Genomic DNA, 23,133 nt, shown 5'->3' with positions numbered 1-23,133 from the left:
TATGTACAAGAACAGATAGATAGATTATGTAAACTGTGTCCATATTACGATTGTGTTGCGTTACAGCTTGTATCTTTCTCAAGGTTTTGTACGATGGATTTATGCTTTAAGTAATCACAAACACATGATGCTGCTAATTTCAGCAAAAAAACCCTGTCTACATCTGCATTAACGACCTTGCGATGGCTCGTTGCCATTTATAGAGGTGCTGCTCGCGTTCATCAGCAGACATACTCGGCTCAAATACTCGATCGACTTGCCATGATGATTGCATCGTTGCTTCATCGTACAATCCCGTCTTTAGACCAGCAAGGAGCGCAGCACCTTTGGCAGTAATTTCCGTGTCTCTGGGACGCAGTACGGGGACGTCTAATAAGTCTGCCTGAAACTGCATGAGCAAATCATTATTGGCGGCACCGCCATCGACTCTCAGTTCGGTTAAGGGGTGCGGGCTGTCTTTTTGCATAGCGATTAACACGTCATACGTTTGGTAAGCAACTGCTTCCAACGCGGCACGGGCAATATGCGCTTTGGTCGTGCCGCGGCTCATACCTGTAATACTGGCACTAATGTCCGAGCGCCAATAAGGTGCGCCAAGCCCTGTGAATGCAGGGAGCAGCACCACATCTTCACTACTATCGACCTGCCGCGCTAAGCTTTCGACCTCACTACTTTGCTGAATCATACCCAGATTATCACGTAGCCACTGGACAATTGCCCCTGCCATAAACACACTGCCTTCTAGCGCGTAAGTGACTTCTTTTTTGGGCGGCTGTAGCATACGCTTACCAGACTGCATGATTTGATCAAAGGATAAATTGTCGGGGCGCAGCGTTGTCGTCTTTCGTTGCCACGCTATCGTCGTCAATAGCTTATGCTCGCTCAACTTTGGCTGTTGACCGATATTCATCAGCATAAAACAGCCTGTACCATAGGTGTTTTTGGCCATGCCAGCATCGAGGCAGCCTTGGCCAAAAAGTGCTGCTTGCTGATCGCCTAATACTGCCTGAATAGGGATTTGCTTGGCAAATAAGCCTTTTTTTGTTTTGCCAAACTCACCATCGGATGGCAGGACTTTGGGTAAAATGCTCATGGGAATAGCAAAACGTGCACACAACTCTTCCGACCATGCCAGTTTATGAATATCGTATAACAGCGTCCGTGAAGCGTTGGTCACATCAATAACGTGCTCACCACCTGTCAATTTATAAATCAGCCAACTATCAATGGTGCCAACAGCTACTTCACCCTTGCTAGCTCGTACGCTAAGCTTAGGGTCATTTTCGAGCAGCCAAGCAATTTTACTGGCACTAAAATACGGATCTAAGCGTAAACCGGTGATTCGCTGCACTTCGTGTGCCATGTCATCGTCTTCATCCGTGCTAGCACTATAAGCCCCGCCCGCGCTTTCAGCAGCAAGCGTTTTGCAGTAGTTTGCAGTACGGCGGTCTTGCCAAATAATTGCAGGTGCTAAGGGTCTACCCGTTTGCTTGTCCCACATGACAATAGACTCACGCTGATTGGTGATGGCGATGCTAGTGACATCGGTAGCGAGCAACCCTGCTTGGTTAATAACGTCATGCGCACAGCTAATCTGAGTCTGCCAAATTTGCTGTGCATCCTGCTCGACAAAGCCCGCTTTGGGTGTCTGTAATGTGGTTGGCTGTTGCACCATTTTGATGGGACGCGCATGATCATCGTATAATATCGCGCGACTCGAAGTGGTGCCTTGATCTAAAGCCAAAATATATCCTGCCATTACTCATATCCTTTACTGGTCTTATTTATTCTGTGATTGATCGTTTATATCATTCTCATATTTTTATATTCAGCGGTTTTCATAAATAAGTTAACCTACTTAAATAACCATCCTTTCATAATATTAACAGTCGAAACATAACCTGCATTATTATTAATTAGTAGTAAAACCAAAGTGATGAAATACAAAAAAATCATTTAATTATCAATTGGTTAATAGATAAAAAATTCATGATCTGATCACAATTATGTTCTGATAATTCAATAAATAATAACGCTATTATAAAAACCAAAACTATTTCCTTACCACATCAGTATTGATTATACAATAGACAACGACAAGATATTGAGGCTTGACCCGTCACGGTTGTGTCTCTAGAGTGTACCCCGCATTAGGCAAGACAAAATTTTAGTTAATATTTATATATCCTCATCTTTTGTTTTTTCCGCCTATTTTATTCGTGTTTTTTGCTTAGAATTAATTCGAGCACTATTAATTTGCTGGCTGCCGGATAGTTTATATAGTCATTCCACTATAAAAGTATTACTGCGTTAATCTCGCTTGAAGTACTTAATATACGTCTACACTCGGTTGCCTTGTACTACTTTTAAATTGAATCGACTATAATAGCGTAACGACGCTATTATGTGGTCGGCTAAAATGATGAATATCGCACGTTGTTTTAAAAAATCTTGCATTCTAATTAATGGCTTATGTGACTTATGAAATTTGCATTATCAACTCTGTCTACTGCTGTGCTAACGGTTATGCTCATAGGGATGTCCGTCGCTACCTCAGCAAACGCTAACATGGATAACGTTGAGTCACAGAATGACGTGCTACCAGTAACGATAACCCAGATCGTTGACGCTGATGAACGACAAACTGGCGCTGCGACGGCTGTTCAGACAAAAACAGCATTGTCAGTGGACGATAATACTGCCATCAATAGCTCTGCATCCACCATGCATAGCCGAGGCATTGAGCAAAAAGGCATTGAGCAACAGAGCCGCCTAGCCACGCTTATCGATCCTATCACGCACAAAGCGGTTGATAACAGCTATCCATTAGAAGTGTCTAGTTTTTTGAGTCTTGAGCAGGCGCAAAACATCTTATTACAAGTCTCGCCAAAGTTAGCAGCCAATGAAGCCGCCATTGCCGCCAGTCAATTTCAAACCGATGCCCTAAAAACCATAGACAATCCATTGGTGTTCGCCCGCGTATCGGCAAGTGCCTATCATGTGGAAGAAGACATTGATTTATCATCGCTCAAAAACGGCATCGTTAATGAGATCAATAATAGCGTAGATGAGGTTATCCCTCCTATTCCACCAAACACAGATTTGCCAAATTTTGGTGAATTGGTCGGTGAGCGCCTCCCAGAGTCTTATGATTTTAATCGTTCAGGCTCAACGACGGGCGCTGGTATTGGCGTTGTTTGGCCTATTTACACTGCTGGGCGGACAACAGCGTTAACAGGCGCGTCCGATGCACGCACCCAAGAAGCAGTCGCGAACAGCCTATTAGACAAAAACGAGCTTTATAGCACCCTAATTGAGCGCTATTTTAAGGCGCAGCTGGCCATCATCGCTGCCTACTTGCGTGAAGATGCTTATGATACCTTGCAGCAGACCGATCATATGGCGGAGCGTCTGTTCGAAGAAGGCTTTATTTCACGCGTCGACAGAATAGAAGCGCAGTCTGCCTTAGCAGATGCCAAAAGTGAATCGGTCAATGCCAATAATGATGCACGCCTTGCGATGATTGCTTTGCAGCGGCTATTACGTACCGATTATCGTATCAAACCGACCACGCCTTTGTTTGTCTCCAGTCGCTCGCTACCTGATGTGAGCTATTTCCAAGACTTGGCACTCGCCAATCATCCAGGGTTACAGAAAGTCGCCGCCAAACGCGCGCAGGCTCAGCAACTCCATGCGTTATCAGATACGGGTTATAAGCCTACCGTTATGCTGTACGGCTACGGACAAGTCGAAAAAGACCCCAGTTGGGTCGCTGGTATCTCTGCCACTTGGAAGCTATGGGGTGGACTCGATAAAACAGCATCACTGGCATCAAGTAACGCGCAAATACGCCAAGCGGATCTCTCTGAGATTGAAGTCAGTGACAATCTGCTGCTGTTGGTCGAAAAAAATTGGCACGATATGAATAATGCCCAGTCACGTTATCAAGCATTACAGAGCAATGTTGACTTGGCAGCAGAAGTATTGCGCTTGCGTCAGTTGGGTCTCCAAGAAGGCGTAAATACAACGGTTGACGTGGTACAAGCACAAACGCAATCTCTCAAAGCACGAACTGAACAAGCGCAGGCAGCCAACAGTTATGTGCAAGCGCTTGCCGCCCTGATGCAAAGTTGCGGGACGCCACTGGCTTTTAACACCTATCTTAATGCGGCAGATATTCAGTTACCTACTTTATATAGTGAATAATGATCTCGTGTGAAGAGTAATAGAGCGTGTTGATAAGCGCTGATACTGATGATAATTAAATGGCTAATGGCTATATTATTACTGACCTTACGATACTACTAACCCTAGCTCTACTGCGAATAAGCGTTTTATGAAAAAATTAACTTCTAAAGTAACCCATTGGCTGCCGTACCTGCTTCAGACATGGCGTATAGCAAATAGCCCTAATGTTTGGGCACATTGCGCGAGCGTAGGATTTTTTGGTTTTTTATCTATTTTTCCAGCAATGGCCGTGTTTGTACTGATTTATGGTCTCGCTTTTTCACCTGTTGAAATGCAAGAGCAGATTTCACTTTTACGTTCGTTTATCCCTGAGTCTGTATATGAGGTTCTTAATTCACGCTTAAGCGAGCTGGCTTCTAACACTGCATCAAAACTGACTTTTGGTTTGATTATCTCGACGCTACTAGCCCTTTATGCTGGTTCTAAAGGCATAAAATCCTTAATTATCCTGATTAATCTTGCCTTTCATATCACCCAAGAGCGCAACTTTATACAAGGTACGATGCGAGCACTTAGTTTAACTTTTGCTGCCGTTGTGGTCTTGATCATAGCCATCTCCTCTATCGCTATTATTCCTTTGGCGGCGGCTTATTTTCCTTTTCCGCAAATCGCTAAGACCATTGCGCTTTGGAGCAGATGGCCGATATTGGCTGGTATTATATTCTTAAGCTTCTTAAGCCTATATCGTTTTGCGCCAAACCGTGACGCCGTAGCGCTAAAAAATCTGGTGCCAGGCGCTGCCTTAGCTACTGTTCTCTGGATTCTATTGTCCGTGTTATTTTCGATTTATGTGCAAAACTTTAATAACTATAGCGCTGAGTTTGGTGCGCTTTCAGCAGCCGTAGTCATTATGCTGTGGCTTTATTACTCAGCATTTATTATCGCTTTTGGTGCTATTTTTAATTTTGAAACTTTAGAAAACTCTAAACCTCATGCTATTCGAGTGTACTAGGTCAAAACGACTTTACCCTATCCTTTTCACTCTCAACTTTATTGTTTTAGGAATCTCACTGTCATGACTGAATTTCCAAACGAATCAGACGACTCACGCAAATCAACTGATTCGACTGATGAGTCAACGCTGTCTCATAATGATCAGCCGTCAGTCGATTCTGTAGAAGACATACCTGACGTGGAACCAGAACAGGCAACGCCTACTTATCGTGATAATCCTAAATCTGACAAGTCTGCCATGATAAAAAAGGCGCTGCTTGTCTTATTCGTGCTGATTGCATTGGGCGTTATCGCTTATGGTTTATACAAAAGCAACCAAAGCAGCGAACCTGACGTCATTACCCTGCAAGGGCAAATGCAAATGCAGCAAACCTCCATCGCTGCAAAAGTACCGGGGCGTATTGCTCAGATTATGGTTACTGAAGGGGATGAGGTGACGGCTGGTCAACAATTAATTGAAATGGATTCGCCTGAGATTAACGCAAAGATTAATCAAGCGCAGGCTGGCAAGCAGATGGCACAAAGTCAGCTTGATAAAGCCGAAAATGGTGCCCGTCCGCAAGAGATTGCGCAAGCAAAGGCTGCATGGCAAGCCAACAAAGCGGCCTCGGATCTGGCAGAGAACACCTATCAGCGTGTCAATCGACTCTATGAAGAGGGTCTCATGGCGCGACAAAAACGCGATGAAGCTTATGCGCAGTATCTTGCAACCCAAGATCAAACCGAAGCCGCACGCTTGCAATACGATTTGGCGATGGAAGGCACGCGTAGTGAAGACAAATCCGCAGCTACCGCACAAGTGGCGCAAGTCGATGCTCAACTAGATGAGGCACTGGCTGCAAAAGAAGAAGCCAACTTAAAAAGCCCTATCGCTGGTATCGTGGATAACGTGATAGTCAGTGCTGGTGAAGTAATCGGTCAAGGTGTGCCACTATTAACCTTGGTCAATACCAATGATCAATGGGTGGTGCTGAATGTCACCGAAACCTATTTGAACCAGTTTGCCATTGGTCAGCATTTTACTGGTACTATTCCGGCGTTATCATCAGCAGACAAACCCTATAGCAAGCAGTTTACTGTCTACACAACCTCTACATTGTCTGACTTTGCGACGTGGCGACCCACCAATAATGATGATGGCTTTGATGTGCGTACCTTTGAAGTCAAGGCGCGACCAAGTAAACCTGATGCGCGGATTCGATCTGGAATGAGTGTCATCGTCCGTATCAATCCAACCCTTGCTAATCAGAGCCAAGAATAAGCCATGCGCCTAACTCAGCTTAGCGAAGCTTTTATACGTAGTGCCGCCTATGAGCGGCGTTTTTTGGCCAAAAATTCTTGGGATTTTGCCATGGTGGTTTGGATACCCTTGGCGACAGTACTGCTGATTTGGTGGATTTTTTCGCAAACGCAAATTACCAATTTGCCTATTGGGGTGATCGATCAAGACAATAGCCCTGTTGCTAATACCGTGGTGCGCTATCTAGAGGCCAGTCCTGATATTACCGTCAGACAGCTTTATCGCTCGCCAGCCGCTGCTGAAGCGGCAATCCTGCAACGAGATATTTATGCAGTCGTGATTATCCCTGAGGATTTTTCTCGAAATATTTTATCCAATAAGCCAGCGCCACTGATTTTACAAGTAAATGCTCAGTATGGTACACACTCTGGGATTATCCAAAAAAGCGTTCAGTCTGTCGCTGCCACCTTATCCGCAGGCGTTGAGATACAGCGTTTGGTCAAGCAAGGCATGGCACCCTCGCAAGCGGCGATTGCTTACTCGCCGATCAGTATTCAGCGCATCAGTTTGTTTAATGCGGCAACCGACTATCAGCAGTTTTTGGCCTCCACTGTTATCCCTGCACTGCTGCATATTTTGGCAATGGTCATTGGAGCAACGACGATTGGACGTGAGTTGCGGGATAAACGAATCGGTCACTGGTACGCTTTTATTGATACTGGTCGTCCCAATTTGACGGCACTCATAGATAATGAAGCACTGTCTACGCTCGACAATAAGCAAACACGTAGCGATGACCCTGAAATATCGGAAAGTCTCAAAAAAAATCAGCAAGTAAGTATTGCCGTCTTAATTTTTGGCTTATTGGGCAAATATTTTTGGCCAATGCTTGCTTATAGTATATGGTCTGCATTGGCACTATGGCTTGCCACACCGCAACAAACGGTCGCTCTCGCCTCAATGGTTGTCACTTACATCGGGCTGATACTATTGATGATGCTGTCGTTTTGGCTAGGAGCCATCTTTACTTTGAATTCATTTTCATTGCGTATGGGCTTATCCGCTACCGGTTTCATTTCTGCGCCTTCTTACGCTTTTGCAGGTGTCACTTTTCCTTATATCGCTATTAGTGATAGCGCGCAGCATTGGTCGAACATCCTACCGCTTACCCATTATCTAAAACTACATATCGCGCAATTACAGATGCACGCACCCGTTGCCGTATCTTTGCCAATCATTTATGGCCTAACGCTAGCGACCTTGCTTGCTATGGGCTTGACTGCCGTACTAAGCAAGCGCGCATTGGCGCGTCCTGAACGTTGGGGAGCACGTTAATGTCGCCATTATCAAAAAACAAGCCACAAAAAAAACATGCTGAATCAACCACTTCGTCATCGTCACAGAGCTTCTTAGGCAGTTTTTTACAGACTCTCAAAGATATCTTTACCGATAAAGGCGTGGTTTTGCTTTTAATTATGGCTCCTATCATTTATGGTTTCTTTTATCCATGGCCGTATTCTACTGAAGTCGTCAATCACGTACCCGTTGGCATTATCGATAAAGACAATAGCAATCTATCCCGTACCATTGTCCGTTATGCGAGTGCCAGCCCGCAGCTGAACACACAGCGATTTATTAATGAGCAAGATGCCATCGAGGCCATGTGGTCGGATCAAATCGCTGGCTATATGGTCATCCCTAGTGGCCTTGAGCAGCAAGTGTTGTCTGGTAAAGCAGCTAGCGTGAGTGTGCTCGGCAATGGCGGCTACTTTATCTTGAACAAAAACGTACAGCTGGGATTTTTAAAAGCGGTCAGTACGGTATCGGCTGGTATTGAAGTGAAAAAAAGCGTGGCACAAGGCGCATATTCGCCCACCGCTGCCAAAAACACCCAAGCCGTACCGCTACAGATTATTCCTTTATACAACCAAACTGAAGGTTATGGCGCTTATGTAGTGCCAGCGGTATCCATTATTATCTTGCAGCAGACGTTACTCATGGCCACCGCAATGCTGATCGGTACTTGGTATGAGCAGCGCCGCCACATGACTACGATACGCGGCTGGCTAGGACGTATTGGTGCACTCAGCATGTTGAGCTTTATCATCGGCTGCTTTTATTATGGCTGGGCGTTTGAGCTCCATCATTATCCCCGTGGACAAAACATGGCTGGCAGTTTGTTATTCTTGCTGCTATTTTGTCCGACCGTCGCCACCCTTGGTTGCTTGCTGGGACTGTGGTTCCGGCAACGTGAGCGCAGTATGCAAATTTTAATCTTTAGCTCGTTACCGTTATTTTTTATCAGTGGCTATCCTTGGCCTGCCGACCAACTCCCTGAGATACTACAGTTGGTACGTTGGCTGGTACCGACTACCCCTGCTATCAATACTTCTGTGCAGCTAAATCAAATGGGGGCCAGTGTCGCTCAAGTCGCTATGGGCTTTTATGCGCTCGCAGGCTTATGGGCATTTTACTTTGCGTTACTGCTGCTGTTTCGCTGGCGTACCTCACAAAAACAATTGCCTCATAAAGTTTCGATAAAGATGTAACAAGTCAGGCGATTGTCAATTTTCCTATCCATAAATAAAATCATCTTTCTTAGACTTATTTCAGGACGGGACGATTCATAAAAAAGGCCAAACACTTAAAACGTTTGGCCTTTTTTGGGTTTATTTGTGTGATAGGCATCTGCTTCAAACTAAGTTTTGCAAGTGACGCCTTCAAGCCCTAGCAAATATTCTTTCTTATCCAGCCCGCCCGTATAACCGCCAAGCTTACCATCGCTAGCAATGACGCGATGACAAGGAACGATAATGCTAAAAGGATTTTTGCTATTGGCATTGGCCACCGCGCGAAAGCCTTTGGGATTATCTACATTTTGCGCCAGTGTTGCATAGCTGATTGTCTCGCCATACCCAATATCTTGTAATGCTTGCCAAACTCGTTGCTGAAAATGGGTTCCTAAGCTTGCATCTATAGGCAAATCGAAATTCTGACGATCCCCTTTAAAATAAGCCTTTAATTGTTCGATAGCATTTATGAGTAATGCTTGGGCAGGCTCATTTTCGCTTAGGCTATCGTTATTAATGAATGTAAAACTCTGATCGACAAGGCCGTAGTGCTTTTTAAGTTTGGGAATAGATTTTGAGCTGTGCCAAGAGTTACCTGCCAGCAGCCAATTGACTTCAACCAGTTTAGGGCTGCTATGCTCATTGACACTCGCAATCAACGTCAATTGATGTGATCCAAAAACTGCTGTAGTAACTATCATGACTATTCCTTTCAAATTATTATTTTCCCAAGAGTCGTTTGTTGGCTAAAACGACCTATCGAGCGCTACTCTTTATCGTCGGTTTCGAACAAGGCAGCGACAAATTGTTTTGGACTAAAGGCGCGTAAATCATCAATCGACTCGCCAACGCCAATATAACGGATAGGCACATCTGTGGTTTCGGCAATATTAAAGACCACACCACCTTTAGCAGTACCGTCTAACTTAGTAATCGTAATACCCGTTAATGGCACGACTTTGTTAAAGAGTTCTACTTGATTAATGGCATTTTGACCCGTGCCAGCATCGAGGACAATCATACCTTCGTGCGGTGCGCTTGGATCGGCTTTACGCATGACACGTACGACTTTTTCTAGCTCCGCCATGAGATGCGTTTTGTTTTGCAAGCGCCCAGCGGTATCTGCTATCAGCACATCAATGTTTTTTGCTTTGGCAGACTGCATGGCATCGAAAATGACAGAGGCACTATCTGAGCCATGACCTTGCGCCACGACTGGAATGTTATTACGCTCACCCCAGATTTGCAGCTGTTCGGTTGCGGCAGCTCGGAACGTATCACCAGCAGCCAGCATGACAGATTTGCCCTCACCTTGTAAGCGTTTGGCAAGTTTACCGATGGTGGTGGTTTTACCGACCCCATTGACGCCCACAACCAAAATCACAAAAGGTTTTTTGCTGGTATCAACCACCAACGGCGCTACTTTTGGCGTTAAGATATCAACCAATTCCGTTTGCAATGCTTTATACAATGAATGCGAATAAATCAAATCCCCACGAGCTGTCTGCTCAGTCAAGCTTTTGATAATACGGTTGGTCGCGTTGACACCAATATCAGCAACCAGTAGCTGATCTTCAACTTCTTCTAACAACTCATCATCGATTTCTTTGCCACCGATCAGGATACTGACCATACCTTCAGCTAGATTTTTACGTGATTTACTCAGCCCTGTTTTCATCCGATTAAACCAGCTGCCTTTTTTCTGACTTTCTTGAGTCTCTGCTACTGGCTCTTTTGGCATGGCAACTTGCCCATCGCTATTAACAACGGGGGTCACACTCGGACTATCTCCCAACTGCTCCTGTAATGGCATGGTTGGAATCGTTGAAGCCGTATTGGTCTTGCTACTAGCTTCTGTTTCTTTGGCACGCGAAAAGCTTTCAGAGGAACTTTTAGGTACGTTATGCTCTTCTGTCATGACAATCGGCGTGGCTAAAGCGATACTTTCAGCAGCATGAGCGCTTGAGACGTCTTTGTTTGTCGTCGTCTCTTGATTTGTCGTATCGTCATTATTTTTCACATTATCGTTATTTGTCACATTATCATGATGCTTATCAGTCACCCTAGCATCGTCTAACGGTTTGGTAGGTACGCTATCCTCATCAACGATGGGCATAGATTGCACCGGTAGACTGGGTAAGGTAATATCATCGTCATCTAAGTCATCGAGACCACCGTCAAGGTTAATGACTACACGATTGCTATTATTTGGGTTATTCATAAGCTTGCCCTAAAAGTTATCATTATTAGTAAGATGTTTATTTTAAAATTGATCGGTATATTGTCAGTTTTCTACCATTCAAATGATAGATTATTTTTAGCCTAGTTTAGCATAATTCAAGTTGCGCTCAGCCTTTACCCTACCAGACCAACGCTAAATAGTCAGAAGTGATCGGACAGGCCAAACGGTTGAGAAAGTTTCGCTTAAGGTTTGGACACAAAAATCTGACCCTTAGCAGGCGCAACTTCGCCTACTCTTAGCGAACTTTATTCAATAACTTTCTACTAGGAACCACCTATGCTATCGTCACTAAATTGCTATAAAAAAATAACCTCTATCAGTGCAGCTCTGCTAATAGCCACCATCGCATTGTCAGCGACTGGCTGTAACACAACATCAGAGTTTAAACCGACGGCTAGCGTAATGGTTGGCGCACACAAATCGCTATAACGCTGGTGATTATTATAGTTAGCAGGCACACATTCAGTCATCTTTTTATATAAGCAGAACATACCATGTCCTCGACTTTACCACTACACGTTTTACGCGTTGCTGGCGCTTTGGCTATAGCAACTACTCTTGCGGCTTGTCAAACCAATACTGTTGGTACTCCTTCGTCAGCGGATGGAAACGCGCTTGTCAAAAATCCAGCCATGCAAGGTGCGGCGCAGAGCAAGGTAAATCAAAATCCAGACAGTAAGGACGATCAGCAGTCGTCAGCGTTGTCCATGGATATGTCAGGTCGGCATGAGTATCAGTTAGAAAACGGTCTAAAGATCGTGGTAAAAGAAGACCACCGCGCACCCGTCGCTATGACCCAGATTTGGTATCGAGTGGGGTCGACAGACGAGCCGCTTGATAAAGGCGGACTCTCGCATTTGCTAGAGCATATGATGTTCAAAGGCACCTCTAATGTATCGAGTGACGATTATGAACGTTTGATCGCCAAATTTGGGGGCGTTAACAATGCCTTTACCAGTTATGACTATACGGGTTACTACGAGCTATTCCCAGCCAACCGCATGCCGCTAGCGCTAGAGCTCGAAGCCGATCGAATGAAAAACTTAATCTTCGATGACAAAGAATTTACCAAAGAGCATCAAGTGGTCATGGAGGAGCGACGCCAACGTACAGATGACAACCCACTTGCCAAAGCTTATGAATCATTCCGATTGTTGGCGCTGCCTGATAGCCCAAAAGGCGAATCTGTCATTGGCCCTATGAGTGAGCTTGAATCCATTACGCTCCCAGAGCTAAAAGAATGGTACAAGACTTGGTACGCACCCAACAATGCGACCTTGGTGATAGTCGGCGATGTCGACCCAACAGAAGTATTGGCGCAAGTCAAACGCTACTTCGGTGATCTCAAACCAAGCAATCTGCCCAAACGCCCTGCTGTCAGTCAAAAAGGCTTTCGTGGTTATCAGCAAGTTGAGTCTGAACAAGCAGTACAAGTACCGGTTTTGCTGATGGGCTATAACGTGCCCAGTCTCGTCACTGCCGGCACAGCCAATGAAAAACAAGCTTACGCGTTATCGCTGGCACAAGACGTATTGGATGGTGGTCTGTCTGCTCGCTTAGAGAGCCGACTGATACGCGAACAAGGCCTGCTCACCACAGTTGGCACCTCTTATGACTTGCTTGATCGCGGCGATGGACTGTTTTTAATTCAAGCGACACCGCGTGAAGGTGTTAGCTTAGAACAAGCGCAGCAAGCCATACTCTCTGAAATAGAAAAGCTCAAAACCGATCCTATTGCTGCTGACGAAATCAGTCGTGCCAAAACCAATACGGTCACTGGATTGATCTATGCGCAAGACAGTATGGAGGGTCAGGCACGCATGATTGGCTCGCTACAGTCTATCGGTCTCGATGACAGGCTGCTTGCCGAATTACCAGCCAAGCTTGATGGCGTCAAAATCTCTGATATTCAAGCAGCCAGTAAAAAGTACTTGGTCAAAGATAATTTGACCGTCATGCATGTGATACCGCCTACTGAGCAAGCGTCTAAAGAAAAAGCATCTACAAAGCAAGCAAGTCAAAAAACGGTAAGCAAAAACAAATAATAACAACGTGCTGTCAATATTTTTCACTGATAAGCCAATGCTAAAGACCTTATTAATAAGAAGAAAGCCATGACTCAGATTACTTTTCTCATGAATACAAAAAAAAGCCCTTTATTGCCGTTAGTAAAGCGCAAATTTAAACTTCATTTCGAACCTCATTTCGAACTTAGATTTAAACAGCGTTCCTACTTGAGCCTAGGTATATTGTTAGGTTTGACGATATTGACGACCACCGCTCAGGCAGATACCACTGGTAGCGAAGACTTTCGTACGCCATCAGCTGCCGTTGATATAAATGCACCAATAGTCGCACTATCAAAGCTTACAAGTGTCGCTGATGCCAAGCCATTAAAAGTCACAGTGCCAACCATTCAACAGTTCGAAACCAAAGCTGGCATCCCTGTGCTTTTTGTACGCACCACTGCCCTGCCCATTGTTGATATTGATTTACGCTTTAATGCAGGTAGTGCCCGAGATGGCAGCATACGCAAAGCCGGTTTTGGCATCGCCAATATGACTGCTACTATGTTGGAACAAGGCTCTAAAAGCTTAAATGAAAATGAGTTCACCCGCGCTGTTGAAACCTTGGGAGTGAATTTGAGCAGTAGCGCCTATAAAGATATGTTTATCGTCTCGCTACGCAGCTTGTCCGATGACAAACATCTACTGCCTGCCGTCGACTTGATGACTCAAATGCTAAATGAACCGGCGTTTGATGCAGATATCCTAGCACGTAACAAAGCGCGACTCTTAGTCGGTTTGCAGCAGCAAAAACAAGACCCCAATAGTCTTGCGAGCATTGCTTTTAACGAAGCCTTATATGGCGACCATCCTTACGCGCACCCTTCCGTTGGTACGCTCGACAGTGTACCGAGTATTGAAAGAAAAGAATTGCTCGACTTCAAAAATCGCTATTTGGTGGCGGCAAATGCTTCTATCGCGATGACGGGTAATTTGACTTTAACCCAAGCCAAAAAACTTGCTGACGATATCACGGCTGATTTGCCAGTCGGTCAAGCAGCGACAACGCTACCTGAGCCCAAACCACTGACAAAAGCGCAGCATATTCACATTCCTTTTCCCAGCACCCAAACGACCGTACTTATGGGGCAACTGGGCGATAAGCGCGCCACCGATGCTATCGCACAACAGAAGCAAACCAACTTTGCCGTGGGTAACGAAGTGCTAGCAGGCGGTGATTTCAATGCGCGGCTGATGACCGAAATCAGACAAAACCTTGGCTATACCTATGGTATTTCAGGCTCAATGAGTCCGATGCTGGCGCGAGGTCCTTATCAGATTGGGTTTTCGACCCGTAATGATAAAGCGCGCGCTGCTATTGACGCCAGCTTAGACGTCATTAATGATACATTGGACAATGGTATTACTAGCACTGAGATGCGCTTGACGACTGACAATTTAAAGAACAGTTTTCCGATGGGTTTTGCCAGCAATGCCGGTATCAATAGCTTGTTGGGAATGATGAATTTTTATCAGTTGCCCAAGAATTATCTGACCAATTATGTGAGTCGTATTGACCAAGTACAATTACCAGAGGTTAATAAAACCATGCGCGATACGCTCAAACCGGATGACTTTTTGATTGTCACGGTTGGACAAGAGGATCCTTGGAAGACTAATAAATAATGCTTATCAATAATAATGAGAATCAAAAAAAGCACTTATAAAAGTGCTTCTAGGCAAACTATTAATATTAATTATTGAAAGCAGCTATATGAAATAGAAGAAGAATAAACAATAGAAAAATAAAGGACGACGTTACAAGTACTAACTACTATGTAAAGTAATTGGCTTCAGTCAAGTTAGCTAGTGATAGTGATGTTTACGTCATAGCTTAAGCGCTCGGGTTTATGAGTCACCCCGACATAATTTAAACGAATCACATGCTTATCATAAGATTCGACTTGATAGGAACCATTGGCAAAGTTATGCATGGTTGGCACAATTAGCAATGTCTCGATTTGATCGGTATTGATATCGATGTTTATGCTTTGACCCCTTTCTGGGTATAAGTAATAATCGCAATAATTCGATATCATGACCTCCGCAGTACGGACAATAGTGTCATCGTCGACGTTTTTTTGTAGTAGTTTTGGGCATACATCAGGACGTTTGGCAGCGAGACGTGCATAAGAGTTTTTAATGTTTTCTTCGATGTCTTTTGCATCCGAGGCATTTACGTTAGGCAAACTATTTTCAGAAGCAGTGTTCGGGCTACAGGCGCTAATAAACAGAAGAGACAAAATCACCGAGCAACATAGCCCTGCATACATCTGAGTTGAGCGCAAAGTGCTTTTTTTCGATTTTTCTGATTGATTTGATCTTTCTACTCTTAAGTACCACTTTTTCATAAATCCCGCTTACTATAAACTAGGCTATATTTTTTGACATAATACAGCATAGTTTACTGAGATAAAAAGTGATTTGTATAAGTATAATAGGATAACTATATAGTCGGTTCAATTTAAAAGTGGTACAAGGCAACCGAGTGTAGATGTATATTTAATACCTCAAGCGAGGTTAACGCTGTAACGCTTTTATAGTGGATTGACTATAGTCGTTTTGACTATGCGAATAAAACTATTAATAACGACATGATGAACTGCTGCTAGCATGATTAAAGCCCCACTTGCGATAACCCTCAGTATCCAAATGAATAGCACCCGTGGAGTACAGTCCTAGCCCAAAGTTATGAGACTGCCCCTGATATTGCCAAAACTGACATAGGCCATCTTGCATGGTACTCAGCAGCCATGAATTATCTTCGTACTCCGGCACCCAAATATCTATAGCACCCGCAGTCATATGTTTGCTGCTATCTGCCCCGCCAGCACAGTCATTGAGTCCAGGACTACGGTAAACTGAACGTATCTCACTACTGGCAGGTAAAATACCTTGATTCTTTAGCTCACTATACAGTCGTAGTGTGGGAACTATATTGGCCCATAATTCTTGCGGTGGCAGCTGATAAGGCTCATAGCCACATTTATCCCAACTACGTGCCGTCGTAAGCAGCTGAGACAAGGGTGGTACATTATGCGCACCCACTCGTGCGTTCAAATAGCGCTGATAATCAGCGACTTGGCTAGCACGGTAGCTATTGCTGTTGAGCCAGCCGTTAAAGTCGATACTGGTAAAATTGTTATAAGTATTATTACTGGTGCTGTAAGTGGAAGGATAAGTTGTATTATAGCTAGGCGTACGTCTGTTGACATTGACGCGTTTGTTTTCTTCGATGGATAAGCTGGCGTCAAAATCGAAATCACGTTGTTTTTGCTGAATTAGCCCTTGCATGCTATCGCCCGCTATCGCATTTGCTCCACTTAACCTTGTTGCTCCACTTAACCTTGTTGCCCCACTTAACATAGTAACGCCTGAGTTATAGCTTGTCGCGTTCGTGGAAGGCCTGATATAAGCATTACTGCTGCTATTGCCACTACTGCCTCCTTGACGGACTTCGATACGACGCTCACTATTGTCGCTCACGATAGCCGCATGAACGCTAATACTACTGGCACAAACCAATAGGGCGATAATAGGCTTATGAATCTGCCGATAGACATGGTTTTTTTTATTGATCATTGCAAGAAGCTACCGCTAAAAACGTTTTATCGATACTATCAAATTTTTGGCAAGCAGGCTAAACTATCGCTTCTAATTCGTAGCCACCTATTCGTAATTAACACTTATCCTCATAATTTTCATAGTTACGTGACTTTATTACTGATGTGTTACTTTATCTGCTGGCATCTATTGGAATGAACCTCTTGTAATCACTGATTGATCACACATTTATGTCAAATTCGACATCTCTTTTACGCCAATTGCCAGTCACACTTTGCCTATGTCTTCTAATCCGCAATATCGTTTTTCACGTCAGAGCCACCATTTCGGTCAAGGTCATGCGCCGACGCTATGGCAACGTATCCATATCGATCCATGGTTGACCCTGCTTCTATTAACAGTTTGCTGCATTGGTTTAACGATTCTATATAGCGCCTCGACCCAAGACAATAGCATGGTCATACGCCAAATGGTCAGCTATGGCGTGGCATTTGCCGTGATGTTTACCATGGCACAAATACCGCCAAGTATTTATCGTACCTTTACGCCTGTTTTTTATGTACTTGGACTCGTACTATTGGTATTGGTAGACATCATTGGTGAGGTGCGCATGGGGGCACAGCGCTGGATTAACCTGCCAGGATTTGGCAGCGTGCAGCCTTCAGAGTTTATGAAACTTGGTATGCCGATGATGTGTGCCTGGTTTTTGTCTAAGCGCGATCTACCTCCATCAGCATCAAGTATCGCCATCACTTTAGCCTTGATCATCGTTCCAGTGCTATTGATTGCCAAAGAACCTGATCTAGGTACTTCACTGTTAGTTGCGGCCAGTGGCATCTTCGTGCTTTTTTTAGCAGGTCTGTCATGGCGAGTGATTTCGGGCGCGGCCGTCTTAGCGATACCCCTCATCGCCGTCGCTTGGAATTTTTTGTTACACGACTATCAGCGTACCCGAGTATTGACATTACTCAATCCTGAAGCAGATGTACAAGGAGCTGGCTGGAACATCATTCAGTCCAAAACAGCCATTGGCGCAGGTGGACTGACGGGCAAAGGCTATTTAGAGGGCACGCAGTCGCATCTACACTTCTTACCGGAAGGCCATACCGACTTTATCATCGCGGCTTTCTCTGAGGAATTTGGTCTGTTGGGCGTGATGTTGTTGATGTTCGTTTATGCCTGTTTACTCACCCGTGCCTTATATATCGCTTTCACCCATCCCGATGTGTATAGCAGGTTATTAGCAGGCGCGGTCGCCATGTCATTTTTTGTTTATGTGTTCGTCAATGTCGGTATGGTCGGCGGCATTTTACCTGTCGTTGGAGTACCCCTGCCTTTCATTAGCTATGGTGGCACCGCAATCGTCACTTTAATGGCGGGATTTGGGCTGCTGATGTCCATTCATACTCATAAATCTAACTAACCGCCATCATCTAATAACTCTGACGGTAAAAATGAAAAAATAGAATGCGAGTCAGTTTTAATGACCAAAAACTGGCTTTATTTGTAATTAATACTACAGACATTCTTGATATTATCCATTTTCCTCTAAAGCAGTTATTCATCATAAGTTTTTGATATTATTGAATTATTAAAAATAAAATCACTGTCTTTCTTCGTCAAAAGCGTGCTTATTGTCAATCTACACTGATAGGTTTTAATCCTTGTTTTTTACAAATAATTGCGTTAACCTCGTTTTACTGTGTTTTGCTACATAACCCGTACAGAGCTACTAACAAACTTAGCATTTAATTATATTTTAGTTATAGCTCATCCGTATAGTTAGCAAATCCGAGATTTCAGGCTTTCAAATCGACTACTTAATTAACGCTTTAATAACAAAGTAATACGTAATACACTTCAAAACGTTTATTAATTTAGCAATACATGGAAGTTTGTTTATCGGATATGATAAATGTCGGTACTGACCATTTAAACTTTAGTTATCCAACTATTAGAGTCGGTACTTAATTAATATTGTTAACTATCATTTGAGCATATCGTAAACGTTTCGGTCATTTACTACTGCAACGCATTTATGATAACAAAATGAAAATTATCATATGTTAGACCCTATAAAAGCCATCTTTTGCATCAATCCTGATTAGAATGACCGATTGATACATAGGCTTTAGAGCTTGCGACACGATTAGATTGGTCTAAGTCTGTCACACTCGATCTAAGATTTTTAGAGTTAGGTTTTAATGTATAAGTTATAGAGGTATTTATGAATAAGCGTTTATCTGGTTTACTTACAATGTCAGTATTTCTATTTGCTGGCTCTGCAGTCGCATCTAATGCCAATGCAGTAGAAGCAAAAACCACCCTTGCAATGATTTCGCAAGATAACGCCTCCCATATCGACCGTGTACTCGGTGAGCTTAGCCGTCAACATGATGGTGCTTCAAGCTTGGTTAAGTCTGCCCGTCAGCCTACCTCATTAGCACTTAGCAGCTCACTATTAGCGAGCGATACCGCCCAAGTAAGCAATGACGAAGATGTGTTAGAGCGCTTAACAGCAGTCGCGTCTAACTCAGTAAGCAAATTTAAGCAAACCGGTTTGGCATCTTGGTACGGACGTAAGTTTCATGGTCGCAAAACGGCCAGCGGTGATACTTTTGATATGAATGCCCTAACAGCGGCTCATCGTTCACTACCACTAAATTGCTATGTGAAAGTCACCAATAAAACCAATGGCAAAAGCGTCGTGGTAAAAGTTAATGATCGCGGTCCATTCCATGGTAATCGTGTAATGGATTTGTCTTATGGTGCTGCCAAGCAATTAGGTATCACGAGCAAAGGGGTTGGTAACGTCTCGATTGAGCGTGTTTCAGGACCTTAGTTCTAAAACAACAGCCTTCTTAATTAGAGTAAAAAAACGCCTAACCATGATGAGTTAGGCGTTTTTTGTTTGAGTTTATCTTTTTTAGTCGAACACCGAAGAGTATCTGTTTATAACTCAAATGCGCTTTCGATAGCATCATCGAGACGTTCAACGGCAATTACATTGATGCCTTTAAACTGAGGAGCATCCTTTGCAGGCGCATTGCCCTTAGGAATAATGGCATGTTTAAAACCATGCTTCATCGCTTCTTTCAATCGCTCTTGACCATTAGGGACAGGGCGTATCTCCCCAGACAAGCCCACTTCACCGAACACGGCTAAGGATGAGGGCAAAGGTTTTTCTTTAATACTAGAAGCACAAGCCAATAATACGGCCAAATCAGAGCCTGTCTCTATTACCTTGACGCCGCCAACTACGTTGACATACACGTCTTGTCCGCTGGTATGAATGCCACCGTGTCGATGCATGACGGCCAGCAGCATGGATAAGCGTTGAAAATCGAGGCCTAATGCCATGCGTCTGGGCTGCCCTTGCGAATCATCAACCAAGGCCTGTACCTCGACCAATAGCGGTCTCGTACCTTCACGACTGACCATAACGACCGACCCAGCCACTGGCTTATCATAACGGCTCAAAAATATCGCTGACGGATTGGCGACTTCTTTCAGTCCCATATCAGTCATACCAAAGATACCCAGCTCATTAACCGCACCAAAACGGTTTTTAACCGCGCGAATCATCCGAAAGCGGGAGTCCGACTGTCCCTCAAAATACAATACCGTATCGACCATATGCTCAAGCACTCGTGGGCCTGCTAACGTACCTTCTTTGGTCACATGCCCCACTAAAAATAGCGCGGTGCCCGTTTGCTTAGCATAGCGTGTCAAAATAGCCGCAGATTCTCGAATTTGACTGACGCCGCCCGGCGCAGAATTGATGGCATCCGTATAAATAGTCTGGATAGAGTCGATAATAGCGATGGCTGGCTGCTCTTGAGTTAAAGCCGCACAAATAGTCTCGACATTGGTTTCGGCCAATACCCGCAGCCTGTCCGCTGGCAAATCTAAACGCTTGGCACGCATAGCAACCTGAGCCAGTGACTCCTCACCGGTCACGTAAAGCGCACTACCTGCCAGCGAATCAGCACGAGCCATATTGGTCGCTGTTTGTAGTAAGATAGTGGATTTACCAATACCGGGGTCGCCGCCTATCAGTACAACAGATCCGGCGACTAATCCACCGCCCAATACTCGATCAAACTCACTAATACCAGTAGGCAAGCGCGTATCTAGGCCGACGCTGACAGCATTAAGCGGCATAACCGCACTATGGGTACCAGAATAGTTCCCTGTAGGTGTGCCACTGCTGCCTGTGCTACGAGGCGCTGCACGACCAGCATTAGGCTTAGCAGTACTTTTATTATGATGCGGCATACTGACATTAGGCGCTTCGACCAAACTGTTCCATTCCCCGCAATCCGTACACTGTCCTGCCCATTTGCCAAAATGCGCACCGCAATGTTGACAGACATAGCTGCTTTTATTTTTTGCCATAACGTATGAGCCTTATTCAGACAATCAATAAATAATAAAATATCAGAATGCTTTTGTATAAGTGTTTATATAAGAATAATTTTATAAGGAAGAAGCCGCTTAGATGATATAGTCGATACTAAATAAAATGGATACAGGACATTATCATGCCTGACGGGTGCAAATTTTTCTTGCTTGCTGTACCTGTGCCTGTGCAGACAGAGGCTACAAAAAATTTATACCCGCCACGCTGTCTCTTTTTTATATTGACCTGACTATAGGCTGTGTAGCAGAAATGATAATGAATACGATATAAATGATGGTCGTTGGCATAAAAAATAGCATAAACTTTATGCCAACCTATAGAGAGTATAAACGAACGAAAACAGCGATTAACTGACCGGTTTATACCTGAAAATCTTTACCTAAATAAACAGATTTTACCAACTCATTATCTAAGACGTCAGATGCTGTGCCTTCAGCAATAATAGCGCCTTCTGAGACGATATAAGCTTTTTCACAAATAGCGAGCGTGTCGCGAACATTATGATCCGTGATTAACACGCCAATACCACGATTTTTTAGCGTTAATATCACGTCTTTAATATCACCAACAGAAATAGGATCAACGCCCGCAAAAGGCTCATCTAGCAAGATAAACTTCGGGTCAGCAGCCAAGGCACGGGCAATCTCGCAACGGCGACGCTCACCGCCTGATACACTCATCCCTAAAGATTTGCGCACATGTCCTAAATTGAACTCACCAATCAATTTTTCAAGCTCTTGGCGCTGCTCACTAGCAGTCAATTCTGTACGAGTTTGCAAAATAGCCAAGATATTGTCTTCGATAGATAATTTACGAAAGATTGAGGCTTCTTGCGGTAAATAGCCAATGCCAGCACGAGCGCGTTCATGCATGGCATATTTGGATAAATCCATGTTGCCTAAGCTGACGCTGCCTCTGTCCATGTTGACCAGACCTACTACCATATAAAAACTGGTGGTTTTACCCGCACCGTTTGGTCCTAACAAGCCAACCACTTGACCTTGATCAACAGAAAATGAGACATCTTTGACGACCCAACGTTTGCCATAACGCTTACCTAAGTTTTTCATACTCAAGCGCTCGACAGGCTTAGCATTGTTAGTGGGGGCTAAAGCGTCAAAACTTTGGTTATCACTCATAATTTACTCATAACTTACGCATAGTGTTGTCGAAATTTAGGTGCTGCTACGCAATTGCTGCTATCACTTAGCGTACGCCGCTCTGGCTATTATTGCTGCTAGGTGGAAAGACTAGCTCCACGCGCTGGTTGCCACCAGCAGTCGCTTCTACATCACCTGCCTTTAAGCTATAACGAATGACATTGCCCGCAAAACTGGCGCCATTTTGTACCAGCTTTGCATTACCGGTCAAAGTAATAATACCAGTAATCGCATTGTAGTCGATCTTATTGGCCTGACCTTTTGCCAGACCTTTCTCTTGCGTGACCACTTGCTGCATGGTGGCTGGTCGCCCAGTCGCTACTGCAGAGTTGATACTACGACCCTGTGATAAATTGACCGTGATATTATCAGCGGTCATCTTAAACGTACCTTGAGTAATAACCACACCACCAGAATAACTGGTGACACCGGTACGCTCACTATACGTGGCTTTGTCTGCCAACAGTTTAATCTGCTGATTGGCGTCTGATGGCAGCGCATGACCATATAGTGGTAACGCTAGCAACATGATGACTGGTAGCGTGCGCAGGCTAGAAGAGACTTGTATCGAGCGAGTCGATAATGAGCGCAGAGTAGGCAAAAACTTAGATTTCATAAACATTACTCATTTTATTATTAGTAGTAGGATTTGCAAACTTCATGCTA

At 44.2% G+C, this 23,133-nt stretch carries 17 protein-coding genes and 1 pseudogene; 9 read left to right on the top strand and 9 right to left on the bottom strand.

The window, feature by feature from the left end:
* Positions 1-157 precede the first annotated feature (157 nt).
* Positions 158-1,759 carry a glycerol kinase GlpK gene (glpK, locus tag RH96_RS05280; RefSeq protein ID WP_010198149.1) on the bottom strand — a complete coding sequence of 534 codons (1,602 nt, stop codon included), beginning with the start codon at positions 1,757-1,759 and terminating at the stop codon, positions 158-160.
* A 722-nt stretch (positions 1,760-2,481) separates the two neighbouring features.
* On the opposite strand from glpK, the gene RH96_RS05275 reads away from it, so the two are divergent.
* The 5 genes from RH96_RS05275 (at position 2,482) to RH96_RS05255 (ending at position 8,991) form a co-directional block, all read left to right on the top strand.
* Positions 2,482-4,206 (top strand): TolC family protein, encoded by a 1,725-nt coding sequence (locus tag RH96_RS05275; protein ID WP_010198146.1) that lies wholly within the window; start codon positions 2,482-2,484, stop codon positions 4,204-4,206.
* Positions 4,207-4,336: 130 nt separating this feature from the next.
* Entirely contained in the window at positions 4,337-5,200 is an 864-nt protein-coding gene (locus RH96_RS05270) for a YihY/virulence factor BrkB family protein (protein WP_010198143.1), read from the top strand.
* A gap of 63 nt (positions 5,201-5,263) precedes the next feature.
* Positions 5,264-6,463 carry an HlyD family secretion protein gene (locus tag RH96_RS05265; protein ID WP_010198140.1) on the top strand — a complete coding sequence of 400 codons (1,200 nt, stop codon included), beginning with the start codon at positions 5,264-5,266 and terminating at the stop codon, positions 6,461-6,463.
* A gap of 3 nt (positions 6,464-6,466) precedes the next feature.
* The gene (locus RH96_RS05260) at positions 6,467-7,777 is read left to right on the top strand and encodes an ABC transporter permease (protein ID WP_010198138.1); all 1,311 of its coding nucleotides are present in this window, start codon (positions 6,467-6,469) and stop codon (positions 7,775-7,777) included.
* Positions 7,777-8,991 (top strand): ABC transporter permease, encoded by a 1,215-nt coding sequence (locus tag RH96_RS05255; protein WP_010198136.1) that lies wholly within the window; start codon positions 7,777-7,779, stop codon positions 8,989-8,991. The genes RH96_RS05260 and RH96_RS05255 overlap by 1 nt, the downstream gene beginning before the upstream one ends.
* A 149-nt stretch (positions 8,992-9,140) precedes the next feature.
* Here RH96_RS05255 and RH96_RS05250 read toward each other — a convergent pair whose 3' ends face one another.
* From RH96_RS05250 to RH96_RS05240, 3 genes are all read right to left on the bottom strand, one after another.
* On the bottom strand, positions 9,141-9,713 hold the full coding sequence (locus RH96_RS05250) for a methylated-DNA--[protein]-cysteine S-methyltransferase (protein ID WP_010198134.1): 573 nt from the start codon (positions 9,711-9,713) through the stop codon (positions 9,141-9,143).
* Between the two features lie 65 nt (positions 9,714-9,778).
* A complete protein-coding gene (ftsY, locus tag RH96_RS05245; RefSeq protein WP_227500944.1) occupies positions 9,779-10,753 on the bottom strand; it encodes a signal recognition particle-docking protein FtsY in 975 nt (324 codons plus the stop codon).
* Between the two features lie 797 nt (positions 10,754-11,550).
* Positions 11,551-11,745: a hypothetical protein gene (locus RH96_RS05240; protein ID WP_010198131.1), complete on the bottom strand. Its 195-nt coding sequence runs from the start codon at positions 11,743-11,745 to the stop codon at positions 11,551-11,553.
* A 3-nt stretch (positions 11,746-11,748) separates the two neighbouring features.
* Between RH96_RS05240 and RH96_RS05235 the strand changes: the two genes are divergently transcribed.
* Together RH96_RS05235 and RH96_RS05230 are read left to right on the top strand one after the other, a co-directional pair.
* On the top strand, positions 11,749-13,299 hold the full coding sequence (locus RH96_RS05235; protein ID WP_010198129.1) for a M16 family metallopeptidase: 1,551 nt from the start codon (positions 11,749-11,751) through the stop codon (positions 13,297-13,299).
* 69 nt (positions 13,300-13,368) lie between these two features.
* Complete coding sequence (locus RH96_RS05230; protein WP_010198127.1) at positions 13,369-14,946, top strand: M16 family metallopeptidase; 1,578 nt, start codon at positions 13,369-13,371, stop codon at positions 14,944-14,946.
* A gap of 176 nt (positions 14,947-15,122) precedes the next feature.
* Here RH96_RS05230 and RH96_RS05225 read toward each other — a convergent pair whose 3' ends face one another.
* Entirely contained in the window at positions 15,123-15,671 is a 549-nt protein-coding gene (locus RH96_RS05225; protein ID WP_010198125.1) for a hypothetical protein, read from the bottom strand.
* A gap of 232 nt (positions 15,672-15,903) precedes the next feature.
* Positions 15,904-16,902, bottom strand: a complete 999-nt coding sequence (locus tag RH96_RS05220) for a D-Ala-D-Ala carboxypeptidase family metallohydrolase (RefSeq protein ID WP_010198123.1) — start codon at positions 16,900-16,902, stop codon at positions 15,904-15,906.
* Positions 16,903-17,164: 262 nt separating this feature from the next.
* On the opposite strand from RH96_RS05220, the gene rodA reads away from it, so the two are divergent.
* Both rodA and RH96_RS15355 read left to right on the top strand, forming a co-directional pair.
* A complete protein-coding gene (gene rodA / locus RH96_RS05215) occupies positions 17,165-18,307 on the top strand; it encodes a rod shape-determining protein RodA (protein ID WP_010198122.1) in 1,143 nt (380 codons plus the stop codon).
* Positions 18,308-19,384: 1,077 nt separating this feature from the next.
* Positions 19,385-19,726, top strand: a pseudogene (locus RH96_RS15355) (septal ring lytic transglycosylase RlpA family protein); the annotation flags it as partial.
* A gap of 110 nt (positions 19,727-19,836) precedes the next feature.
* On the opposite strand, the gene radA reads toward RH96_RS15355, so the two are convergent.
* From radA to lptA, 3 genes are all read right to left on the bottom strand, one after another.
* Positions 19,837-21,282, bottom strand: coding sequence for a DNA repair protein RadA (gene radA, locus RH96_RS05205; RefSeq protein WP_010198120.1), 1,446 nt, complete (start codon positions 21,280-21,282; stop codon positions 19,837-19,839).
* A gap of 384 nt (positions 21,283-21,666) precedes the next feature.
* Positions 21,667-22,377, bottom strand: coding sequence for an LPS export ABC transporter ATP-binding protein (gene lptB, locus RH96_RS05200; RefSeq protein ID WP_192811737.1), 711 nt, complete (start codon positions 22,375-22,377; stop codon positions 21,667-21,669).
* Between the two features lie 136 nt (positions 22,378-22,513).
* A complete protein-coding gene (gene lptA / locus RH96_RS05195; protein ID WP_227500943.1) occupies positions 22,514-22,996 on the bottom strand; it encodes a lipopolysaccharide transport periplasmic protein LptA in 483 nt (160 codons plus the stop codon).
* Between the last annotated feature and the right edge of the window lie 137 nt (positions 22,997-23,133).

This window comes from Psychrobacter sp. PAMC 21119, from assembly GCF_000247495.1.
Lineage (GTDB): Bacteria > Pseudomonadota > Gammaproteobacteria > Pseudomonadales > Moraxellaceae > Psychrobacter > Psychrobacter glaciei.
The sequence above is the reverse complement of the archived record's forward strand: the minus strand, read 5'-3'. Positions and strand labels throughout refer to the sequence as shown.